21 protein-coding genes are annotated in these 20,198 nt (G+C 62.5%); 6 read left to right on the top strand and 15 right to left on the bottom strand.

Translation table 11 applies throughout. The features are described 5' to 3' along the window. Positions 1–42 precede the first annotated feature (42 nt). The 4 genes from tpiA to ASD01_RS17415 all read right to left on the bottom strand — a co-directional run bounded on the left by tpiA (position 43) and on the right by ASD01_RS17415 (position 3,054). Complete coding sequence (tpiA, locus tag ASD01_RS17400; RefSeq protein ID WP_034795878.1) at positions 43–813, bottom strand: triose-phosphate isomerase; 771 nt, start codon at positions 811–813, stop codon at positions 43–45. 136 nt (positions 814–949) lie between these two features. After that, positions 950–1,843, bottom strand: a complete 894-nt coding sequence (locus ASD01_RS17405; protein WP_051659339.1) for a class I SAM-dependent methyltransferase — start codon at positions 1,841–1,843, stop codon at positions 950–952. Positions 1,844–1,904: 61 nt separating this feature from the next. After that, a complete protein-coding gene (locus tag ASD01_RS17410) occupies positions 1,905–2,390 on the bottom strand; it encodes a GNAT family N-acetyltransferase (protein WP_034795892.1) in 486 nt (161 codons plus the stop codon). Between the two features lie 184 nt (positions 2,391–2,574). Then, on the bottom strand, positions 2,575–3,054 hold the full coding sequence (locus tag ASD01_RS17415; protein ID WP_060539243.1) for a hypothetical protein: 480 nt from the start codon (positions 3,052–3,054) through the stop codon (positions 2,575–2,577). A 193-nt stretch (positions 3,055–3,247) separates the two neighbouring features. Here ASD01_RS17415 and ASD01_RS17420 point away from each other — a divergent pair, with 193 nt between their 5' ends. Further along, positions 3,248–3,868, top strand: a complete 621-nt coding sequence (locus ASD01_RS17420) for a cytochrome b (RefSeq protein ID WP_060644194.1) — start codon at positions 3,248–3,250, stop codon at positions 3,866–3,868. After that, positions 3,865–4,464 (top strand): YceI family protein, encoded by a 600-nt coding sequence (locus ASD01_RS17425; RefSeq protein ID WP_060516885.1) that lies wholly within the window; start codon positions 3,865–3,867, stop codon positions 4,462–4,464. The genes ASD01_RS17420 and ASD01_RS17425 overlap by 4 nt, the downstream gene beginning before the upstream one ends. Positions 4,465–4,500: 36 nt before the next feature. Here ASD01_RS17425 and ASD01_RS17430 read toward each other — a convergent pair whose 3' ends face one another. The 6 genes from ASD01_RS17430 to ASD01_RS17455 form a co-directional block, all read right to left on the bottom strand. Beyond that, entirely contained in the window at positions 4,501–5,856 is a 1,356-nt protein-coding gene (locus ASD01_RS17430; protein ID WP_371273179.1) for an aspartate aminotransferase family protein, read from the bottom strand. A 107-nt stretch (positions 5,857–5,963) separates the two neighbouring features. Beyond that, positions 5,964–6,974: an NAD-dependent epimerase/dehydratase family protein gene (locus ASD01_RS17435; protein WP_034795903.1), complete on the bottom strand. Its 1,011-nt coding sequence runs from the start codon at positions 6,972–6,974 to the stop codon at positions 5,964–5,966. Further along, positions 6,971–7,411 (bottom strand): EamA family transporter, encoded by a 441-nt coding sequence (locus ASD01_RS17440; protein ID WP_034795905.1) that lies wholly within the window; start codon positions 7,409–7,411, stop codon positions 6,971–6,973. Before ASD01_RS17440 ends, ASD01_RS17435 begins: the two co-directional genes overlap by 4 nt. A 93-nt stretch (positions 7,412–7,504) precedes the next feature. Beyond that, entirely contained in the window at positions 7,505–8,827 is a 1,323-nt protein-coding gene (locus tag ASD01_RS17445; RefSeq protein ID WP_034795908.1) for an FAD-binding oxidoreductase, read from the bottom strand. Beyond that, positions 8,824–10,266: a UbiA family prenyltransferase gene (locus tag ASD01_RS17450; RefSeq protein ID WP_034796036.1), complete on the bottom strand. Its 1,443-nt coding sequence runs from the start codon at positions 10,264–10,266 to the stop codon at positions 8,824–8,826. Before ASD01_RS17450 ends, ASD01_RS17445 begins: the two co-directional genes overlap by 4 nt. A 230-nt stretch (positions 10,267–10,496) precedes the next feature. Beyond that, positions 10,497–11,417: an alpha/beta hydrolase gene (locus ASD01_RS17455; protein WP_063979520.1), complete on the bottom strand. Its 921-nt coding sequence runs from the start codon at positions 11,415–11,417 to the stop codon at positions 10,497–10,499. A gap of 212 nt (positions 11,418–11,629) precedes the next feature. Here ASD01_RS17455 and parE point away from each other — a divergent pair, with 212 nt between their 5' ends. Next, positions 11,630–13,690 carry a DNA topoisomerase IV subunit B gene (gene parE, locus ASD01_RS17460; RefSeq protein ID WP_034795915.1) on the top strand — a complete coding sequence of 687 codons (2,061 nt, stop codon included), beginning with the start codon at positions 11,630–11,632 and terminating at the stop codon, positions 13,688–13,690. Between the two features lie 99 nt (positions 13,691–13,789). Here the strand turns inward: parE and ASD01_RS17465 are convergent, their stop codons facing one another. Next, positions 13,790–14,257 carry a GNAT family N-acetyltransferase gene (locus tag ASD01_RS17465; protein WP_034795918.1) on the bottom strand — a complete coding sequence of 156 codons (468 nt, stop codon included), beginning with the start codon at positions 14,255–14,257 and terminating at the stop codon, positions 13,790–13,792. A 220-nt stretch (positions 14,258–14,477) separates the two neighbouring features. Between ASD01_RS17465 and ASD01_RS17470 the strand changes: the two genes are divergently transcribed. After that, positions 14,478–14,891 (top strand): hypothetical protein, encoded by a 414-nt coding sequence (locus tag ASD01_RS17470; protein WP_034795922.1) that lies wholly within the window; start codon positions 14,478–14,480, stop codon positions 14,889–14,891. Positions 14,892–14,906: 15 nt separating this feature from the next. On the opposite strand, the gene ASD01_RS17475 is transcribed toward ASD01_RS17470, so the two are convergent. Together ASD01_RS17475 and ASD01_RS17480 are read right to left on the bottom strand one after the other, a co-directional pair. Continuing rightward, on the bottom strand, positions 14,907–15,926 hold the full coding sequence (locus ASD01_RS17475) for an SDR family oxidoreductase (protein ID WP_034795925.1): 1,020 nt from the start codon (positions 15,924–15,926) through the stop codon (positions 14,907–14,909). A gap of 30 nt (positions 15,927–15,956) precedes the next feature. Next, the gene (locus ASD01_RS17480) at positions 15,957–17,093 is read right to left on the bottom strand and encodes a DUF2336 domain-containing protein (RefSeq protein ID WP_034795928.1); all 1,137 of its coding nucleotides are present in this window, start codon (positions 17,091–17,093) and stop codon (positions 15,957–15,959) included. 74 nt (positions 17,094–17,167) lie between these two features. On the opposite strand from ASD01_RS17480, the gene ASD01_RS17485 reads away from it, so the two are divergent. Beyond that, on the top strand, positions 17,168–17,866 hold the full coding sequence (locus ASD01_RS17485; protein ID WP_034795930.1) for a hypothetical protein: 699 nt from the start codon (positions 17,168–17,170) through the stop codon (positions 17,864–17,866). A 22-nt stretch (positions 17,867–17,888) separates the two neighbouring features. Here ASD01_RS17485 and ASD01_RS17490 read toward each other — a convergent pair whose 3' ends face one another. Then, entirely contained in the window at positions 17,889–18,491 is a 603-nt protein-coding gene (locus ASD01_RS17490; RefSeq protein WP_034795932.1) for a flavin reductase family protein, read from the bottom strand. After that, the gene (locus ASD01_RS17495) at positions 18,491–19,075 is read right to left on the bottom strand and encodes a nitroreductase family protein (RefSeq protein WP_034795936.1); all 585 of its coding nucleotides are present in this window, start codon (positions 19,073–19,075) and stop codon (positions 18,491–18,493) included. Before ASD01_RS17495 ends, ASD01_RS17490 begins: the two co-directional genes overlap by 1 nt. 100 nt (positions 19,076–19,175) lie before the next feature. Between ASD01_RS17495 and ASD01_RS17500 the strand changes: the two genes are divergently transcribed. Next, entirely contained in the window at positions 19,176–20,189 is a 1,014-nt protein-coding gene (locus ASD01_RS17500; protein WP_034795940.1) for a hypothetical protein, read from the top strand. The last annotated feature ends 9 nt before the right edge of the window (positions 20,190–20,198 follow it).

The raw sequence follows: 20,198 nt of genomic DNA on the forward strand, positions 1-20,198 counted from the left end.
TGCCGTGCGCCATTAAAAGCCCCTGCCCGGTAACCCGGGCGATCAGGCCGTCAATTCTTCATAAGCCCGGTAGATGGCGAGGAAGTCTTCGGCTTTCAAGCTTGCGCCACCGATCAGTGCGCCGTCGACATTGGCAACGCCCATCAATTCCTTCGCATTGGACGGCTTGACCGAGCCGCCATAGAGGATGCGCATCTTGGCGCCGGCGTCGGCAAAGCGTGCGATCAGCTCCTTGCGCATGAAGGCGTGGGCTTCCTCGACATCCGTGGCCGTCGGCGTCAGGCCGGTGCCAATCGCCCAGACGGGCTCATAGGCAATCACGGTGTTTTCCGCGGTTGCTGCATCCGGCAGGCTTTCGGCGAGCTGGCGCTTCAAAACATCGAGCGTCTTGCCGGCCTTGCGCTCATCACCGGTCTCGCCGATGCACACGATCGCGACGAGTTCGGCCGAATGGGCCGCTTCCGTCTTTGCGCGTACCAGCGCATCGCTTTCGGCATGATCGGTGCGGCGCTCGGAATGGCCGACAATGACGTGGGTGCCGAAGCAATCGGCGATCATTTCGGCGGAAAGGTCGCCAGTGTGGGCGCCCGACTGCTTCTGGTGGCAGTCCTGCGCGCCGATCAGCAGCGGGCTGTCGTCGCAAAGCGCCGTCGCCACGTAGAGCAACGTTGCCGGCGGGCAGATCAACGTTTCGACCTTGGCGGAGAGTTCGCCCTTGACCCCTTCGGCCATCGCCTTGATCTGATCGAGCGAAGCGCGGGTTCCGTTCATCTTCCAGTTGCCGGCGACGAGCGGGCGGATATCGGGCGTCATGCTATTTCCTCCGGGTACTTTTCTCCGGAAGCGGCCTAGCAAATGCAGCCGGCAAATAAAAGCACCGCCGGCGATTATTCATGGGCCGCGGGGCCGGTTGCCCTGCCCCGCCATCAGGCGTTGCGCGTCGCCAGCATCATGACGAAGGACGCCCTGCCTTCTCGCGATATTCCGCCGTCGACCCGACCTTTGCGGCCACAATCGCATACATCAGCGGCAGGCTCGGCATGGCCGCCGGCGGCGCCATGCGCCCGCCGCCAAGGTCGCGCATGCCTTCAAACGCCACCCAGCCATTGGCATAGGGGTATTCCTTCAGGACTTCCATCCGGAGCCCGGCGTCGATCAGCGCCTGCACAACATCGGCGATACCCCAGTTGAACTCGAAGGACGGGTGCGGATTGGCGAATCCCACCACGCCCTCCTGATAGCCGCCATGGGCAAGGCCTGCGCCCGAGTCGGCGACATAGTCACCGACGCCCGCTTCCGCGACCGGGTCTTTGGGCGCGTAGTCGTAGTGTGGCTTCCAGCCCTGATCGAAAACCATCGCAAAGGGATGGAATTCAACGAAGGCGAAACGCCCGCCGGGCTTCAGCACATCGGCAATGCCACGCGCCCAGACACCGAGGTTCGATAGCCAGCAAATGGTACCATAGGAAGCAAAGACGCGATCGAACCGGCGGCCGGCCTTGCGGGCGTCGTCGAACCAGCCGAACAGGTCGGACCGCTCGAAGACGGCGGCGATGCCGCTTTCCGCCGAAAGCCGTGTGGCAAAGGCGATCGCCTCATCCGAGATATCGACGCCGGTCACGTTCGCGCCGCGCCGCGCCAGGCTCAGGCTATCCTGGCCGGAATTGCATTGCAGGTGGAGGACGTCGAGCCCAGCGATATCGCCGAGCAACTCGATCTCTTCCGGATAGAGCGTGGAGCCGCCGGCGCGGAAGAAAGCGGCCTGGTCGCCCTTGTGACTGTTGTGCGCGACGGTCGCGGCATTCCACGAGAGGCGATTGGCCTCGTGAAGATCAATACTCATGTTCCAACTCTTGAACATCTGGGAGAGACACGGGAGGTTTTTTCCCCGTATCCCGGCGCCCTTAGAATTTCAGCACAGCCTCAAGCTCGTCATCATAGTACTCGCCCGTCGGCTTGAAGCCGAGGCCTTGGTAAAAGCCCTCAGGGCTGCCAGGGCCCTGCCCGTAACTCGTGTAGAGCTCATGCAGGCCCCGCGCCTTCAGATCGCGCACGACAAGGGCAATCGCCTGCTTGCCATACCCTTTGCCCTGGAAAGGCCGAGCGATCATGAAGCGCCAGAGATAGACTCCCGGGCAATCGATGCCGTCATCCCAGTCGGATCCTTCGTGCAGCATGATGAAGCCAATGAGCGTCTCATCGGCATAGACCCCACGGAACCAGGCATTCTCGGAAAAATGCGCCTCGGCGATCGAGGTGCCGTTGTCCGCCACCATGTTGCGCTGTTCGTCGCTCAGCGTCTCGCTGAGTTCGCAGACGTCGCAGACGGTCAAGGCTGATATGCGCCGAAGGGTAATTTCGGCATCGGACGGCAATACGGTTTCACTCACGGGAAACTCCTTAGAAAAATCAAAATGTTAAAAAAAGGCCCAAACCAGACCGGCGGACCTCGAATCACCCGTTAAAGGGGCAATCGGCGGATAAAATGAAATCATGGCGAGAAAACGCCAAAGTCAGAACTGCCGGCATCTCGCCAGATTCCGGCACCGCTGTTACTAGGCTATACGCCTGCCTTCACTTCGGGCGGCCGGCCGTCGGCTGATTGCCGCCGTTCTCCAAGCCGGCGATCGCCGCGTGAACGTCGGCTTCAGCGTCCTCGTCGAACTGCTCGAAGATCGCGTCGCCGATCAGGGCGTGAACCTCGCGGAGATAGGGTGCTGCCGCCTCGCCTTCGCCGAGCGCCAGATAAGCGCGCGCGATCGAAAGCGACGAGAGCGGCTGGCGCCGCGCGAGCGTCCACTCACGGGCAAGCAGGGAGACGGCAATGCTCTCCCGATGGTGCCCGGCATCGCAAAGGGCGGCGCCGTAGCCGCTCTTGACCCAATAATACATGTCCGTGAAAGCGAGGTGGACATCGGCTATGTTGGATGCCAGACGCCAGGCGTCGACCGCTTCGCCATAGTTGCCTTCGGTTCCAAGCCGGATGCCCGCGCGGCCGTGTTCGTAGGCTTCCCGCTCGTGCGGGTTCATTGGTGTCGTTTTCTTCTTTGTCATGTACGCCAGTCCACATGCTCCCAGGAACAACCCCTCCGTGTCCCCTCCACCAGCAAATGGACCATAGCTTGCCGAGATCAACAAGATCTCAGTGCAATTTTATGGTATTCTAGGCGAATAAAAGCACGAACTCATGAGTCTTACCGCAGTCGCCGAGCCAATAGCGGCCGGGCGAGCGACCATGGGGTCGAACATGCTGCGCAACGACAAAGCCGGATTTGGGTGGATCACCATCGCCCTTCACTGGGCGATTGCGGCATTGATCCTCACCCTACTCGGCCTCGGCTTCAGCATGCGGCGAACGCCCGTCGATCCGGTGCTGCAGTTTTCGCTTTACCAATGGCACAAGTCGCTCGGTTTCACCGCGCTCGGTCTGGCGACAATCCGCGCGCTCTGGCACCTGGTCGAGGTTCGTCCGCGTCCGCCCGCAGGCCTCAACGCGCTCGAGCGCCGTGCAGCCAGCGCCACCCATGTGGTGCTCATCCTCCTCGCGCTCGCCGTTCCGCTTGCCGGCTGGGCGGTGGCCTCGACATCGACGCTGAACATACCGAGCTTCTATTTCAACTGGATCGTCATCCCCCACCTGCCGATGGCGAAATCGGAAGCGGCCGAAGACCTCTGGACGCTCGTCCATATGACGCTCGCCTACCTCCTGCTCTGCTTCGTCGCGCTTCACGTCCTGGCCGCCCTCTACCATCACTTCGCACGCCGCGACGACGTCCTCGTCCGCATGCTTCAGACCGGATCACGCCAACGCGCTTCCTCCCAAGCGGCTGGTTCGGATCCGGTTATCGCCGGAAGGAAGAAACCATGACACTGCACTCGCAATCACCAACAAAGGCCATTGCCTTCACGCTGCTGCTCGCGCTCGGGAGCATTCCGTCGCCCGCCACGGCAGCCGCGCCGGACCTTGCCGATGCTGCCGGCAACTACGGGATCACGCCGGCTTCGCGTATCCATTTCACCGTTGCGCAAGCGGGCGGCGGCGGCATTGTCGGCGATTTCGCCAAGTTTTCCGGCAACTTCCGCATCGACCGAAATGATGTCGGCCATTCGACGGTCGAATTCACGCTTTACCCGGAGAGCGTGAAAACCGGAGAAAAGCGGATCGAGGACTTCCTGAAGTCGAGCGCCGTCTTCGATACCGCAAACTTCAGCACCGTCACATTCCATTCGACGACCGTGAAACAGACCGGACCGGACACGGCCGCGGTCGAGGGAACGCTGACGGCGCGCGGCACGTCGAGAAAGGAGCGCTTCTCGGTAACGCTGCTTGACTGGAACCGCGGCTCGATCGCCTTCAACATCCGCGGCAATATCCACCGATCACCCTACGGCATGGATGTCGGCACGCCGATCTATTCCAACGTCGTCGAGTTCGACATGAACATCAAAGGGCAGAGGCGCTGAACGCCCCTGTCCTTTGCAAGTCGATAGGCTTCTCGATCAACCGATCTGGCTGCCGACGAAATCCTTGACGATCCGCACGATGCCGCGGCCGAGCAGGTCGTCGAGGGCGGCGATGAACTGGTCGACATGACCGCGCTCGCAGATCAGCGGCGGTTCGAGCCGGATGACGTTGCGATTGTATTCGGTGAAGGCCACCAGCACGTCGTAGTCACGCAGGAGCAGCGCGCCGATGAAGCCGGAGAGCGAGCCTTTGAGCTTGTCGTCGAGCATCGAGACAACAGGACGCAGCACCATCGGCAGCGTCTGGCTGAAGTCCTGGAATTCCAGGCCGACCATCAAGCCCTTGCCGCGGACGTCCTTGATGATCTTCGGATACTTCTCTTTCAGCGCCTGCAGACGCTCGAGCAGATAGTTGCCGCTGTCGGCGGCGCGGTCGATCAGGTGCTCGTCGTAAAGCACATTGATGCCTTCAATCGCCGTGACGCAGGCCTCGCCCATGCCGCCGAACGTGGCCATCGCATGGATCATGGCGGTCTTCGGCGTGCCGTAAGCCTTCATGTAGACCTCACGGCGGGCAATCATCGCGCCGACGGCGGCCTTGCCGGCGCCCAGCGACTTGGCGAGCGCCGTCACGTCAGGCACGACGCCGTAATGCTCGAAGGCATAGAAGCGGCCGGAGCGGCCATAGCCGCACTGCACTTCGTCGGCGACCCAGAGCACGCCGTATTTGTCGCAGAGCGCACGCAGCTTCTGCCAGTACTCCGCCGGTGCCTGGATGATGCCGCCGCCGCCCTGGATGGTTTCGAGCACGATGACGCCGATTTCCGGGTCGGACTTGAAGGCATTCTCCACCGCGTCGATATCGGCAAAGGGCACGCGCACGGTGTTGTCCGTGATCTTGAAGTCGGCGCGGTAAAGCTGGCCATCGGTGATGGCGAGCACGCCCTTGGTCTTGCCGTGGAAGGAATTCTCCGCATAGACGACCTTCGGCCGCTTCGGGCCGGCGGCACGTTCGGCAAGCTTGACGGCAGCCTCCATGGCCTCCGAACCGGAAGAGCCGAGGAACACCATGTCGAGATCACCCGGCGAGCAGGCCGCGATGTTCTTCGCCAGCGCCGCTGCATATTGCGACATGAAGGCGATCGCGATCTCGTGGCGCTTTTCGTCCTGGAATTTCTGTCGGGCTTCCAGAATGCGCGGATGGTTGTGGCCGAAGGCGAGCGAGCCGAATCCGCCGAAGAAATCGAGGATCTGGCGGCCGTTCTGGTCGGTGTAGAACATGCCCTCGGCGCTCTCGATCTTCACCTTGTGGAAGCCGAGCAGCTTCATGAAGTGGAGCTGGCCCGGGTTCAGGTGTTCCTTGAACGCGGAGGTGATGTCGCCGATCGACATGGCTTTCGCCTGTTCGACGGTGATGAGATCGGGCCTGGCAACGCCGCCACCGAGCGAAGGGGCGGCAACGGCAATACGGTTCGGTCTGTCCAGCATGATCTCTCCCCTCATTCGGCCGGCACGGCGACAGTTGCAGGAACTGCGGCGCCCATCTTCTTGGCCCGATATTCATCATAGGCGGCGATCAACATGTCGCCATCGTTGAACTCCGCGCGCCAGCCGAGCTCGCGCTTCAGCTTGCCGGTCTCGCGCACGCACATTTCGTCGGCGATCAGGTACTGCTCCGGATCCATGATCGGCTTGTTGATCAGGTCGAACAGCGCCAGCGTCTGCTTCACCGCAAAGGCCGGTGTCGGCAGCAGGAACGACTTCGAGCCGGCGTGCTTGATCAGGTTGCCGAGCAACTCCCGCACCGAAGGCGGATTGTCAGAGCCGAGATTGTACGCTTCGTTCGGCACGCCGCCCTTCCAGGCAAGGCGCGCAGCTTCGGCGCAATCGAAGACCGAGATGAACTGGTAGGGCACCTTGCCCGAGCCGATCATCGGCACCGGCAGGTTCAGGTCGATCAGCTTGAACAATTTCTCGAGGATGCCGAGACGGCCGGGACCGATGATCAGGCGCGGGCGGAAGATCGAAATGTTCATGCCCTGCTTGCGCCACTGCATGGCCAGCTGCTCGGTTGCCCATTTCGACTTGCCATATTCGCCGAGCGGCTTTGCCGGATGGGTCTCGGTTTGCGGCGACTGGACGGTGTGGCCATAGATCATGTCGGTGGTGAACTGCACCAGGCGTGATGCGCCGGCGGTATCCATCCCCTTCATGATGTTTTCGGCACCGTAATAATTGACGGGCCAGAAGAACTCCCAGCGCTTGGCGCGGACCTGCAACGGCGACAGCATCTTGGCCGCCATGTTGTAGATCATGTCGTCGGCGCCGATGCCGACCTTTTGGACGGCTTCCAGATCGGTGACGTCGCAATGGACGAAGCGGACGCGGCCGTAGTGCGGCAGGTCGGACTTGACGATATCGGCGACAACGACGTCCTCGCCTTCCTTGACGAGGCGTTCCGCCAAATGACGGCCAACGAAGCCGTCGCCACCAAAGATGATGTGTTTCATGACTTGCTCCCGAATTCTGCGGTGCTCACCCCGGCGGCATCAGCCGATTTCTCGTCGGCGCTGGATGAGATGCCCGACTGGGCGATAAGAACGGTTCCGGCGCAGATCAGCGCGATGCCGGCGATACGCCAGGCATTGAGGTCTTCGCGAAAGACGAAATAGGCGAAGACCGCAACGAGAACGTAAGCGAGGCTCAGGAACGGATAGGCAAAGGAAAGCTCGACCTTCGACAGCACATAAAGATGCGACGCCATCGAGATGACGAAGGTCGCAAGACCGGCAAAGACCCATGGGTTGAAGACGATCTGAAACAGCCGGACGATCGCGGTTTCGGCAGTCATCGAAATCGGTCCGAGCGTCATCATGCCCTGCTTCAGCATCAGCTGAGCGGCGGCGTTGGTGAGCACGGTAAAGAGAATGAATGGAATATATTTCATAGTTTTACTCCCAGTCCCGAAAATCTACTTACGGGCAAGAGACGGATATTCCGTGAAGTTTGCGCATTTAATTGAATAAAATTGTCTGCATTCTCATTCTGGCAAAGCCAGAGCCGTGCGTTTCCAGAAGTTCGAAACCAGCGCAGGGTCGCGCAACGTTTCGATCTTTCTCCAGAAAGGAAAAGATTTTTCAAAGACTTGCGGGCTCATGCGGGCATCCTTGTACGGATTGATCGCACCGCCGGCCTCGACTACGATGCGATCGAGCGCATCGAGCAGCTTTACTGTCCGTTCACCTTGATTGGCGAAGTCCAGCGTCAAAGTAAAACCGGGACGCGGGAAGGACAAGATGCCCCGGGAGCCGATGTCGCCGAAACGCTTCAGGATCGTCAGAAACGACGCATGGCCGGCCTGGCGGGCGGTTTCCATGAGCTTGGCCGTGATCTCCGGTGCGTTTTCCGCGGGATAGACGCTCTGATGCTGGTAGAGCCCGCGCGGGCCATAGAGCCGGTTCCAGGCGCCGATCGCATCCAGCGGATAGAAATAGGACGTCCAGGGAACGGTCGTCACCGTCTCGCCCGGCTTCACCTTGCGGAAGTAATACTCGTTGAAGCCTTTGAGCGTTGCCTGGTTGAGGAGGTTGAACGGCGGCGAAAACGGCACGGACAGCTTCAATCCCTTGGGGATGTCGGGCAGTTCGCAGGAACCGTCGGCATGATCGCCGGCGAGCAGCACGCCCCTGCCCATTCGAGATCCCTTTGCGAGCTGGTCGATCCAGGCGACGGAGTATTCATGCTCGGCATCGACGCCGTCGACGAGGGCAAAATATTGGTCCAGGTTCTCGAAACGGATCGCGTGCTGCTGCACATGCGGCGACGGCACCTTCATCAACCGGATATCGACGGTGAGGATCAGTCCGGTCAGCCCCATACCGCCGATGGTCGCGGCGTAGAGTTCCGGGTTTTCGACCGGCGAGCAGGTCAGCCGTTCGCCGGTCGAGCGCAGCAGCGTGAAACGCGTCACGTGATTGCCGAAGGTGCCGCGCGCGTGATGGTTCTTGCCGTGCACGTCGTTGGCGACCGCGCCGCCAACGGTGACAAAAGCCGTGCCAGGCGTCACCGGCAGGAAGAAACGATGCTCGATCGCCCGTTCCAGCACCTGGCGCAGCGTCACCCCCGCCTCGCAGGTCATCATGCCGGTGCCGGGATCGAAGGCGAGTATCCGGCCGTGAAGGTTGCTTTCGATCAGCGTACCGCGATCGTTGTGGCAGCTGTCGCCGTAGCTGCGTCCGTTGCCGAAAGGCAGATAGCCTTCGGCCTCAAGGCTGCCGAGCCGGTCTTCATAGTCGTCAGGCGAAATTCCAGGCCGCACGCGATTGTCGATGCGGCCCCAGCTTTCATGGTCTTGCAGGGTCATTGCGGCCCGATGGCTCCAAATAGGATCAGCAGCGCGCCGATCAGCATGGTCAGTTGGCTGCGCCAGTCGCGCATGATGAAGACGACCGGATCCTCATGCAGCATGCCGCGGCGCGCAAGCATCCAAATGCGCAGCAACATATAGAGCACCAGCGGGCAGAGCGGCCACAACGCCCAGGGCGTGGTGTACATCTCCTGCAGTTCCTTGCTGTGCACGTAGAGCGCCAGAACCAGGGCCGAGGTGAAGGCGGAGGCAACGCCGGCCTGGCCGACCATCTCGAAGTCGACAGCGAGATAGCCACGCCCCGGCACGTTGCCGCCGTCCTTGTCCTCGAATTCGTGCAGCTCGACGTAACGCTTCACCAGCGCGAGGCTCAGGAAGAAGAAGATCGCAAAGGACACCAGCCAGAAGGACAGTTCCGTGCCGGTCGCGGCCGCGCCAGCGACGATGCGTGTGGTGTAGAGGCCGGCGAGCGTGAACACGTCGACGAGCAGCTTGCGCTTCAGCACGAAGGTATAGGCCGTCGTCGCGCAGGCGTAGAAGGCGAGCACCCCGGCAAACTTCCAGGGCAACAGAACGGTCAGCGCCACGGACGCGATGATGAGGCAGCCTGCAAGCACCAGCGCTGTCGGCACGGACATCTGGCCGCTCGCGAGCGGCCGGTAACGTTTCTTCGCATGGCGGCGATCGTTGGCAAGGTCCGAAAGATCGTTGATGACGTAGACGGCGGATGCGAGGAAGCTGAAGGCAAAGAAGGCGATGATGACGCTGACGATCGCATCGAAGTGCAGTACCTCGTGGTTGAGGATCATCGGCACGCCGATGAGCACGTTCTTCGCCCATTGATGCACGCGGATCGACTTCATCGGCGCAAGCGCGCTGACCTTGCCGGTATCGAGCCGTTCGGCATCATGGTTGCGACGCCATCTTTCCGCGGCCGCATCGGGCGAGACCACGATCGCGCGGCGTGCCACCTCAAAGACGGCGATATCGTCACGGCTGTTGCCCATGTAGTCGAAGGCGCCGTCGCCGTACCGCTCTACCAGCGCCCGGCGCTTGTTGCTGCTCGTCAGGTTGAGCGCGTCGGTCGAATGCATGACCGAGGAGAACATGCCGACATGGGCGGCAATGTCGTTTGCAACGGACGGTGCTGCGCCGGTCACGAGCACGAGTTCTCGCCCGCTCTTCTTTTCCTCCATGAGCCGGTCGATGACGGCCTGCCGATAAGGCCAGTCTTCCGCACGGCGGCCGGATCTAAGGGCCACTTCGTGCTTCAGGCGTGCCTTACCTTTTGCCAGCCAGACCAGCATCGGAAACAGCATCAGCGGATTGCGCAGCAGGATGATCGCCGCCCCTTCCCACAGGGTGTCGGCGGCCAGCAAAGTGCCGTCAAGATCCACACACAGCGGAATGTGCCGTGTCTCGGTGCGCGCGTCCATGAAGTCCATCCCAGCCATAGTTGCCGGTATCATCACGACTTCAACTTTCCAGAGTGGAAACGCAGGCCTTTGTTTCGCTCGCAAATTGGCGGGCTGGTTAACAAATCCGCAGCAGCAGGGCGACGCCTATCGCCTGTCGCGTGAACGAAGATTCACGCACCAGGCCTTAGGCTCTTGTTTTGATGCATGTCGCTGCAGCAAAACCGCTGCACACTTTTGCGCGACATGCATTAGCGGCTGCCGATCCAGTTCAGCGCATCGCGCCAGTCGGTCATGCGCACCGGCGTTCCGTGCGAGCCGGTTTCGAAAAGCACGAAGCGCGTCGGATAGCCCTTGGCCTTGAGAGAGCGATAGAGCGCCTTCTGGCCTTCGGCGGGATAGACGCTGTCACGGCTTCCATGGCTGAAGAACATCGGCAGCTTCGCCTTGTAGGCGGCACTTTTCGTGAAGTCCGGATCACTGACGCCGCCCATGACCATCATGCCGGAGAGTGCTGCGACGGCGGAGGCGTCGCGCGAGACACCCCAGCAGATGAAGCTTCCCATCGAGGCGCAGGCGAGCACGACCGGACGGCCTCCGGAACGTTCGGACGCGTATCGAACCAGGCCGGCGATATCGGCGGCACCTGCCGTATCGAAGGAGCGGACGCTCGGGGCGTAGTAGACGCCGCCATTGGCGACGGCGAGGTTCTTCAGCCGGTTGAAGTTTCCACCGAAGGAAAAGTCGTTGGCACCGAGCCGACGGTCGCCGCTGCGGCCATGGATGAAGATGACCGAGAAGCTGGCGCCGCGATCGGGGCCGACACGGGTCACGTCGAGCGCGCGGCCACCGATATCGAGCGTTTCATTGACCTGCTCGTTCTTCACGCCAAGCGACACATAGGCGCGCTTCACCCGGCGTTCCGGGATTTCGTCGCGTTCGTTGATATCCCGCAGTTCCTGGTAGTCGACCGTCAGGTCGTCACCACCATCCTCCTGGTCGAGCACCTTGGCATAGGAGAACAGATCGTCCTTGTAGGGCTTGAGCGTCTGCGCCTCTGCCGACGAGGCGGCAATTGCCAAGGCTAGGGCGAACAGGCAGGCACGAAACGGAAAAACAACTGTGGACACGGCCAAATGACGGGCTCCCTCTTTCGCCGCAAGCCTTGCCATTGGCCGCACCGCAAAGCAACACTTGGCCCGAAACACGGCCGTTCGTGCGAAAAATCATCGGCGGCCGGCGCCAGAAATTCTCCTTTTGTTCGCGTATCCTGTGAGAGTCTGGCAGAATTCAGGTGATTCGACCGCCGGGGGATGGCGGCAGAGCCTGGGGCTTGCTATGGCCTCTGGCATTCCCGAACGACAGGAACGATCCGAACGGCCCCATGGACGACAACAGCGACCTCTTCTCAATGCCCGAGCAACCGAAGGCCGTACAGCCGAGCGCCAAGCCGGCCGTGGCTGCAGCCCCCATCGCGCGCGAAGAGCCGCGCCCTGCCCCGAAAGGCAGCGATGGCAGCGATTACGATGCGTCGGCGATCGAGGTGCTCGAGGGCCTTGAGCCGGTCCGTCGTCGCCCGGGCATGTATATCGGCGGCACCGACGAGAAGGCGCTGCACCATCTCTTTGCCGAAGTCATCGACAACTCGATGGACGAAGCGGTCGCCGGCCATGCGAACTTCATCGAGGTCCATCTCGACGCGGACGGGTTCCTGACAGTCACCGACAACGGCCGCGGCATCCCGGTCGAAAACCATCCGAAATTCCCCGGCAAGTCGACGCTCGAAGTCGTCATGACGGTGCTCCATGCCGGCGGCAAGTTCGATGGCAAGGCCTACGAGACCTCGGGCGGTCTGCACGGCGTCGGCGTATCCGTCGTCAACGCACTCTCCGACGCGCTCGAAGTCGAGGTCGCCCGCAATCGCAAGCTCTATCGCCAGCGCTTCTCCCGCGGTATTCCGCAGGGCGGGCTCGAGGAACTCGGCGACGTGCACAATCGCCGCGGCACGCGCGTCCGCTTCCATCCGGACCCGGATATTTTCGGACCGCACGCGCATTTCGAGCCCGGCCGGCTTTTCCGCATGGCGCGCTCGAAAGCCTATCTCTTCGGTGGCGTCGAGATCCGCTGGTCCTGCGATCCGTCATTGCTGCAGGAAGGTTCGGAGATCCCGGACAAGGCCGTCTTCCACTTCCCGGGCGGCCTGAAGGACTACCTGGCGGCGACGCTCGGCAAGGAATTCACCGTTACCCGCGAGATCTTCGCCGGCAAATCGGAGAAGGCCAACGGTCACGGTTCGCTAGAATGGGCGGTCACCTGGTATGGCGGCGACCAGCAGGTTCATTCCTACTGCAACACCATTCCGACGCCTGAGGGTGGTACACACGAGGCGGGCTTCCGCATCGCGCTGACCAAGGGACTGAAGAACTATGCCGAGCTGAAGCAGAACAAGCGTGCAGCGCTCATCACCACCGATGACGTGATGATCTCGGCCGCCGGAATGCTGTCCGTGTTCATCCGCGAACCGGAATTCGTCGGCCAGACCAAGGACAAGCTAGCGACAGTCGAAGCACAACGCATCGTCGAAAATGCGCTGCGCGATCCCTTCGACCATTACCTTACCGACAATCCGGCCGAGGCCGACAAGCTGCTCGACTGGGTGGTCGAGCGCGCCGAGGAGCGCGTGCGCCGGCGCAAGGAAAAGGAAGTCAACCGCAAGACGGCCGTGCGCAAGCTGCGCCTGCCCGGCAAGCTTGCCGACTGCTCGCAGAACACCGCTGAAGGCGCCGAACTCTTCATCGTCGAAGGGGACTCAGCAGGCGGCTCGGCGAAGCAGGCGCGCAACCGCGCCAACCAGGCGATCCTGCCCTTGCGCGGCAAGATCCTCAACGTGGCGAGCGCTGGTCGAGAAAAGCTCGGCGCCAACCAGCAGATTGCCGACCTCATCCAGGCGCTTGGCTGCGGCACCCGCAGCAAGTACCGGGAAGAGGATCTGCGCTACGAGCGCATCGTCGTCATGACCGACGCCGACGTCGACGGCGCACATATCGCCTCGCTGCTGATTACCTTCTTCTACCAGGAGATGCCCGAACTGATCCGCGGCGGTCACCTCTATCTCGCCGTGCCGCCGCTCTATCGCATCAGCCAGGGCGCAAGGACGCTCTATGCCCGCGACGACGCGCACCGCGAGGAGCTGATGCGCACCGAGTTTGCCGGTCGCGGCAAGGTCGAGATCGGCCGCTTCAAAGGTCTCGGCGAGATGCTGCCGGCGCAGCTCAAGGAAACGACGATGGATCCGAAGTTCCGCACGCTGCTCAAGGTCGAGATCGACGATGTCGATTTCGAGGGCACGCGCGAAGCGGTCGACAACCTGATGGGCACGAAGGCGGATGCCCGCTTCCGCTTCATCCAGGAGCGCGCTGTCTTTGCGGACAACCTGGACATCTGAGCCGGCTTTCTGCCGGCAAGCAGGATCACAATAATCCATACAGAAACGGCGGCTCACAGGCCGCCGTTTCTGTATTCAGGGTTTGAAGGCCGCTCGAGCTTACGCAACGTGAACGGGCTTCTCCATGAAGAGGCTCAGCGGATCCGGCTGATACCCCCCGAACGGCGGGCGCTCGACGTAGCCGGCCGCCTTGTAAAGGCCTATCGCTTCGGGCTGATAGATGCCTGTTTCGAGGCGGATTGCCACCAGTCCGAGTTGCGCCGCGCGCACCTCCAGCGCCTGCAGCAACAACTTGCCGACCCTCAGCCCCCTCGCCTCGGGATCGACGAACATGCGCTTGATTTCCGCAGTCCCGTCACCGGCATCAACCAGGGCGCAGCAGCCGACGGTATCGCCGCCACGCCGTGCGACGAAGAACGATACCTCCGGCTTTTCCAGGTTCGACAGATCGACCATGTGATTGCTCTCGGCGGGGTAGAGCGAGGCGGCGTAGGCGTCAGAGAGTTCCAGGAGACGCAGAACTTCAGCTTGGCGCGGCGTCTCCTGGGCTATGATTACGGCAGGCAATCGGTCGTCCTTTTCATTCAGGCGTGGTTTTGCGCCAAACTACCGCCGGCCTACGCCCGGACCAATACGTCAAATGGCGCAGGCTCGTATGCCTCCCCATCAATCCGCCTAACAGGCTGAAACAATTTGTTCCGCGCTGCCGGCAGCATCGCCCTATTTCGAGGAGAATCATGCAGGCATAGGTTGATCCACCACAACCTGCAAAGACGATGGGAATGCGATGCAAGCGGCGCTGATAGTCATGACCATTCTCGGCTGCGACCACGACGTCAGCCAATGCCAGTACATCTCGACGGTCAACGGCAGTTGGCCATCGATCGCGCAGTGCGACACGGCTTCGAACGCGCAACTGCCGAAGTTTTCCAATGCGAACTATCCGGTCGTCGTTGCGGTATGCGAGAGCTCGGCGCCCAGCGTCGCCGAAATCCCCGCGCCGCCACCGGGCGCCCAGCAGAACCAGGCGCTGCCCGTTCCGGCAGCGGAGCCGGAACCCGAGCAAGGATTGCCGAAACGCACGCTGGCTTTCCTGTCGGGCGCCATCCCCGATCGGGAGAAGCTGAAGACCATCGTCACGAAGCCGGTGCGCTATGTCGAAGATGGCTATTCCTGGGTCGCGCGCCGCTTTACCGACTGACGCGCCAAGCACGCCTCAGACGAGGCCGGCCGAAATCAGGCTGTTCGCCGAGGCCACGACGGCCTCTTCGGCAGAGCGCGGCTGCCACCCGAGAACACGGCGCGCCTTTTCGTTGGAAATGCGGGGGTCATGCCCGAGTTCGCGCACGATGAGGCGCAGGCCCGCATCGAAGGGGGCGGCAAGCCCTGCCAGCCAATTGGGCAGCACGAACCTCGGAAGCCTGCCCGCATGTTCAGGGAACCTGCGCCGGAGGATGGCCGTGATATCCGCAAGGGAAAGCGCCTCTCCCGCAATCAGGAAACGCTCGCCTGCCGCTGCGGCGACGCTTAAGGCCTGCACATGCGCATCCGCCACGTCGCGGACGTCGACAACCGGCACGGCGAACTTCGGCAAGGCGGGATAGTTCCCCTTGAGCAGGTTGCGCACCACGGCGACGGATGTGCCGATCTCATGGCCAAGAACCGGCCCGAGGACGATTCCGGGATTGATGACCACAAGCTCCAGGCCGCTGTCAGCCGCATAGTCCCAGGCCGCGCGTTCGGCGAAGGTCTTGGAGCGGTAGTAGGGTGTCGCAAGCGATGACTGCGGATCGGTCCAATCGTCCTCCGTAAACGGCGCGCGCCCTGCCCCGTAGATGACCGCGGCGACCGACGACGTGAGCACGACGCGTTTGGCACCGGCCGCATGGGCTGCCCTGAGCACACGCAGCGTGCCGTCACGGGCCGGCCCGATCAGCTCATCTTCATTGGCAGGCAAGCGAACCGGAAATGGCGAGGCGGTGTGGACGACGTAGGAAACCTCGGCAAAGGCCTCAGCCCAGCCCCGCTCCTCCAGGAGATCCGCCTCTCCAAACGTCAGGCGCGCGGCATCCGTACCACCGGCCGCGCGAATGGATCGCTCGATCTCCTCGGCGCGCCCGAGCGCGCGAACCGTGCCGTGCACAGGATAACCTTCGCGCAGCAAGGCGAGCGCGACGTGCCGTCCGACAAAACCGCCGATTCCGGTCACGGCAACGGTCGCGGTCCTCGCGTTCATGGGTCCATTCCTCGCTAAAGCGGGTCGCGATCAGGCGGCCTGGCGTGCGGCAAGTTCCGCGTAGTCACGGGCCGACTGGCGTTCCTCGGCGAATGCCAGGCGCTCGAGCAGATCGATCATCGCTGCGTCGGTCGGCGATGTTGCCCGTCCACGTCGCAGGCGCACGAGCAGTTCTGCCGAGACCGTCGCGTGGCCGCCGATTGAACCCGGCCCGTCCTGACGCCACAGGAGGACCGCTGTCGCAAACGTCTCGCTGACGTCGCGGCCGAGCCCGGCGCTTTCGAACAGGGCACGGATCGAGTGGACGCGCCCACCGGACAGGATGGAACGCACGCGTTTTTCGCTGACGCCGGAGAGGTCGACGATTGCGGCCGAGAAAAACTCTGCACGGCCGGTCACGAGCGCATGCAGCAGGAAGGCGGGCGTCAGGCGGCCGGTCTCGCGCAGATGCGTGACGAGGTCCGGCAGCTCCTCGACGGCCGTCGTTCCAACCATGCCGACGGCGGCGATATCGCAGGCTTCGCGGGTGACCCGCTGCACGCGACCTTCTCCAATCGTCACCTGTACGAGGCCGAAGGCGGCAAGTGCTGCACCGACTTCTTCGACAAGCGCGTGGCGGGCGGCACTCGGCAGGTCGTTGCGCGCAAGAAGCAGGTCACGAACCGAAGCCGAATGGCCAAGACGCTCGGCAATGCGCTTCAGCGAACGGCGCGACAGAAGAGCGCCGGGGTTTTCGAGCAGGATCAGCATTTCGTCTTCGTCGCCGATTTCGGCGATCGCAGCGGCGACCCCGCGCGAAACGAAACTGCGCGCCGCGATCAGCGCGCGGGTCTCCAGCGTTCCCCGAGCCGCGAGGTCGACCAGGTCGTCGTCGGTCAGGACGGGAGAATGCGAAACGACGAGATAGGCAATTTCAGGCTGGTCCCCGGCAAGACCAAGAATGATGGCGCGCGGCACGGAAGAGCAACCGCAAAGGACTTCGGCCAAGGCAAGGCGAACTTTGGGCGACGGATCGTCCAGCAGGAAGGTCATCGCCATCTCGGCGGCGCGACGATCGAGGCCATTCAGTTGCGCGTCAACATAGGCGCGGCCGAGCGCGCTGGCGGCGCGAATGCGTTCGCCTGTTCTCGCCGTTTCCACCCAGCGAAGAAATGCTTGTATGATCACCTACGCCCCACTAGACCACGCCAATGCCACCGATGTTCTGAGCCTAGCGAGCAAAGGTTTAAGATTGGTTCACCATGTCTGTTAACCGCCTCCAAACCATAAGGCCGCTGCTGTTTGCGGACGACGACGCGCTTAGCCTGGACGTGAGCGTTCTCAACACATTGGCTGGGCTGATCCTGACTGCCGGCCTCGGCCACGAAACGCGTCTTGGCCTCGCCCGGATGGAAGGACGCGATCTCGCGCTGCTCGCCTGTGTGGAACCGGTAGGGCTGCTCCATGAAGACGACGTACACCGGCTGCTTGATAGCGGCATCGATGGCGTCGTGCTTACCGGATGCCGCGGCCGCGCGGACATACAGAAGCTCGACGTGATGCTGCGGGTTGCCGAAGCAAGGATTGGCCTTCCAGCCAATCGCACCCGGATTTACGCCGAATACGGCGCAGCACCCGAAGGCCTGCTGTCGCCGCACACACTGGCGGGGTGCTCGCAGCGACTGGAAGGATTGATCTTCAACGGCTCGGCGCTGGCAAAGGCAGTCGGCTGCAAGGAGCCGGCGAGTGCCGCGCATCAGGGCGTGGCCGCGCCCGTGCTCGCGGGTCGCGCCAATGTGGTGCTAAGGGCCCATGACGCCGGCATCCGCGCCTATGAGGTGCTGCCGCCCACCGCCGATGCTGCAGCCACACGCTGGGCGCTTTCACAAAGCAGTAACGACGGATTCGCTTCGGTCGTCTGCCGCTCGCCCGAGCAAGCAGTCATCGCCGGCAGCGTATGACGCCGAGCCGGCGCGGTAACCGTCAGCGCGTCGGGCGGGTCATCTGGAAGACGTCGCCGCCGTCGCAATAGTCCATGTAGCCGAGGCGGGCGAGCGGCTTGACCGTCGCCATGTCGAAACGGCCATCGCGGATCGCATCTTCGCGAATGTGGATGCCGACGACCTGGCCGATGACGACGTAGTTGTCGGACAATGCACCATCCAGATCCTTGGGCTGGAACATCTCGGTCATCCGGCATTCGAGCGCGGCATAGGCTTCACCGACGAACGGCGCCCCAACCAGCGCGCCGTCGACCGGCGTCAATCCGGCGATCTCGAATTCGCTCTCGCCATGCGGCGCCGGGATCGACGTCTTGTTGATGGCGGCCGCCAGGTCACGGCTGGCGAAGCTCGCCGTGAACTCGCCGGTTGCCTCGATGTTGCGAACCGAATCCTTATAGCCGCTCGATGAAAACATCACGAGCTTCGGCCGGTCGCTGATGGCATTGAAGAAGGAATAGGGCGCGAGGTTCAGCGCGCCCTCGGCCGACCGCGTGCCAATCCAACCGATCGGCCGCGGCGAAACAATCGCCTTGAAAGGATCATGCGGCAGACCGTGACTGTTCGAGGTCGTATCGTAAAACATCAGGCTTCCTCGCCAACCCAGGTGACGATCTCGGCCAGCTCCGGCCGCGGCCGCTCCGTCGGTGGCACCATGGCGGTACCGATATGGATGAAGCCAGCAATTTTCTCGCCCGGCTTCACGCCCAGCAGCGGATAGGCGCGCTCGTCGAAAGCATACCACTCGGTCAGCCAGTTGGATGCGTAACCGAGGGCGTTGGCGGCCATCAGCAGGTTGAGGCAGACGGCACCAGCGGACATGACCTGTTCCCATTCCGGGATCTTGAAATGCGGCGCGGCGGTGCTGACGACGGCGACGACCACAGGCGCACGCGACAGGCGAGTTTCCTCCACCTTGATCATCTCTTCCGACAGATCCGGCTTCAGCTCAAGCGCCATTGCCTTCAGCTTGGCGCTGATGCGTACCCTCTCCTCGCCGCGATAGACGATGAAGCGCCAGGGCGCGAGTTTGCCGTGGTCCGGCACGCGCGAAGCAAGCTTCAGCATTTCCTCGACCTCGGCCTTGCCGGGACCGGGACCTCCCATCTGGAAAGCGGGGATGGAGCGACGGGACGTCAGGTAGTCGACGAGCTTAATTTCGGTTTTCATGTCAGATGAATTCCACTAATTTGCCGCCCCACAGGCAGCCACGAAAATGCCATACCGGCGTCCCAAGTGGAGTCACTCAGTCAGGAAGTCAACTGTTCTCATGCGTGCACGCTCTCGTATTTTCCTTCAGACCGGTCTTGCGATCCTTGTCGCCGGCACCGCTACGGGAAATGTGTTCGCAGAGGATGCGACCCAGGCGTTTGAAAGTTTCCCCTCGATCGCCGGCCCGCGCAAGATGCCGAAGCTGACGGGCTTCAGCCCGATGACATCGGATCCGCTGGCGGACGGCACGCTGAAGGATATCAAGCTCGAGGCGCTGCTGACCGAAAAAGGCGGACCGGTCGAAGCTGGGCTCACCTGGCGTGTGTTCAGCCCGATCCCCGGAAGCGACGGCAAGCTGCCGCTTCTCGCAACGTCGGAAGGCGGCTCGACAGCGTTCAATCTGGTACCGGGCGAATATTTCGTCAATGTCTCCTTTGGACGCGCCTCGGCCACGCGCAAGGTCCGCGTGCCGGAGCAAGGCGCGCTCGACAAGCAGGTGCTGGTGCTCGATGCCGGCGGCATGAAGCTCAATGCGGTCTCCGGCAGCGACGTGCGCATCCCACCGGCCGAACTCAGCTTCGACGTCTATTCCGCCGACACCAAGAGCGACGGCGAACGGGCGCTCATTGTCGAGGACGTCAAGCCGAACACGGTGGTCCGGCTGGGTGCCGGAACCTATCACGTGACCTCCAGCTATGGCGGCACGACCAACGCCTCGACCGCGGCAGACATCCAGGTCGAAGCGGGCAAGCTGACCGAAGCAACCATGCAGCACCGCGCCGCCAAGCTCACGCTCAAGCTGGTTTCGGAACCGGGCGGCGAAGCGATCGCCAACACCGCCTGGACGATCCTCACCTCCGCCGGCGATACGGTGAGCGAAGCCAACGGCGCCTTCCCGACGCAGGTCCTGCTCGAAGGCAGCTATTCCGCCGTGGCGCGCTACAAGGACAAGATCTACGAGCGCGACTTCACCGTGAAGGCCGGCGTCAATATGGACGTGGAAGTGCTGCTCAGCAGCGGCGGCAACAATGCGAACACCAATGCGAGCGTTGTGTCGGAAGCACAGGACTGAGCTTCGACG

It is taken from the genome of Ensifer sp. Root423 (assembly GCF_001426275.1).
Lineage (GTDB): Bacteria > Pseudomonadota > Alphaproteobacteria > Rhizobiales > Rhizobiaceae > Ensifer > Ensifer adhaerens.

What these genes read in the sequence shown, in the direction of transcription:
- tpiA (WP_034795878.1), bottom strand. Translation starts at nt 813, where the DNA reads ATGACGCCCGATATCCGCCCGCTCGTCGCCGGCAACTGGAAGATGAAC.
- ASD01_RS17405 (WP_051659339.1), bottom strand. Translation starts at nt 1,843, where the DNA reads ATGAGTATTGATCTTCACGAGGCCAATCGCCTCTCGTGGAATGCCGCG.
- ASD01_RS17415 (WP_060539243.1), bottom strand. Translation starts at nt 3,054, where the DNA reads ATGACAAAGAAGAAAACGACACCAATGAACCCGCACGAGCGGGAAGCC.
- ASD01_RS17420 (WP_060644194.1), top strand. Translation starts at nt 3,248, where the DNA reads ATGCTGCGCAACGACAAAGCCGGATTTGGGTGGATCACCATCGCCCTT.
- ASD01_RS17425 (WP_060516885.1), top strand. Translation starts at nt 3,865, where the DNA reads ATGACACTGCACTCGCAATCACCAACAAAGGCCATTGCCTTCACGCTG.
- ASD01_RS17430 (WP_371273179.1), bottom strand. Translation starts at nt 5,856, where the DNA reads ATGTCGATCGGCGACATCACCTCCGCGTTCAAGGAACACCTGAACCCG.
- ASD01_RS17435 (WP_034795903.1), bottom strand. Translation starts at nt 6,974, where the DNA reads ATGAAACACATCATCTTTGGTGGCGACGGCTTCGTTGGCCGTCATTTG.
- ASD01_RS17440 (WP_034795905.1), bottom strand. Translation starts at nt 7,411, where the DNA reads ATGAAATATATTCCATTCATTCTCTTTACCGTGCTCACCAACGCCGCC.
- ASD01_RS17445 (WP_034795908.1), bottom strand. Translation starts at nt 8,827, where the DNA reads ATGACCCTGCAAGACCATGAAAGCTGGGGCCGCATCGACAATCGCGTG.
- ASD01_RS17450 (WP_034796036.1), bottom strand. Translation starts at nt 10,266, where the DNA reads ATGGACGCGCGCACCGAGACACGGCACATTCCGCTGTGTGTGGATCTT.
- ASD01_RS17455 (WP_063979520.1), bottom strand. Translation starts at nt 11,417, where the DNA reads ATGGCAAGGCTTGCGGCGAAAGAGGGAGCCCGTCATTTGGCCGTGTCC.
- parE (WP_034795915.1), top strand. Translation starts at nt 11,630, where the DNA reads ATGGACGACAACAGCGACCTCTTCTCAATGCCCGAGCAACCGAAGGCC.
- ASD01_RS17470 (WP_034795922.1), top strand. Translation starts at nt 14,478, where the DNA reads ATGCAAGCGGCGCTGATAGTCATGACCATTCTCGGCTGCGACCACGAC.
- ASD01_RS17475 (WP_034795925.1), bottom strand. Translation starts at nt 15,926, where the DNA reads ATGAACGCGAGGACCGCGACCGTTGCCGTGACCGGAATCGGCGGTTTT.
- ASD01_RS17485 (WP_034795930.1), top strand. Translation starts at nt 17,168, where the DNA reads ATGTCTGTTAACCGCCTCCAAACCATAAGGCCGCTGCTGTTTGCGGAC.
- ASD01_RS17490 (WP_034795932.1), bottom strand. Translation starts at nt 18,491, where the DNA reads ATGTTTTACGATACGACCTCGAACAGTCACGGTCTGCCGCATGATCCT.
- ASD01_RS17495 (WP_034795936.1), bottom strand. Translation starts at nt 19,075, where the DNA reads ATGAAAACCGAAATTAAGCTCGTCGACTACCTGACGTCCCGTCGCTCC.
- ASD01_RS17500 (WP_034795940.1), top strand. Translation starts at nt 19,176, where the DNA reads ATGCGTGCACGCTCTCGTATTTTCCTTCAGACCGGTCTTGCGATCCTT.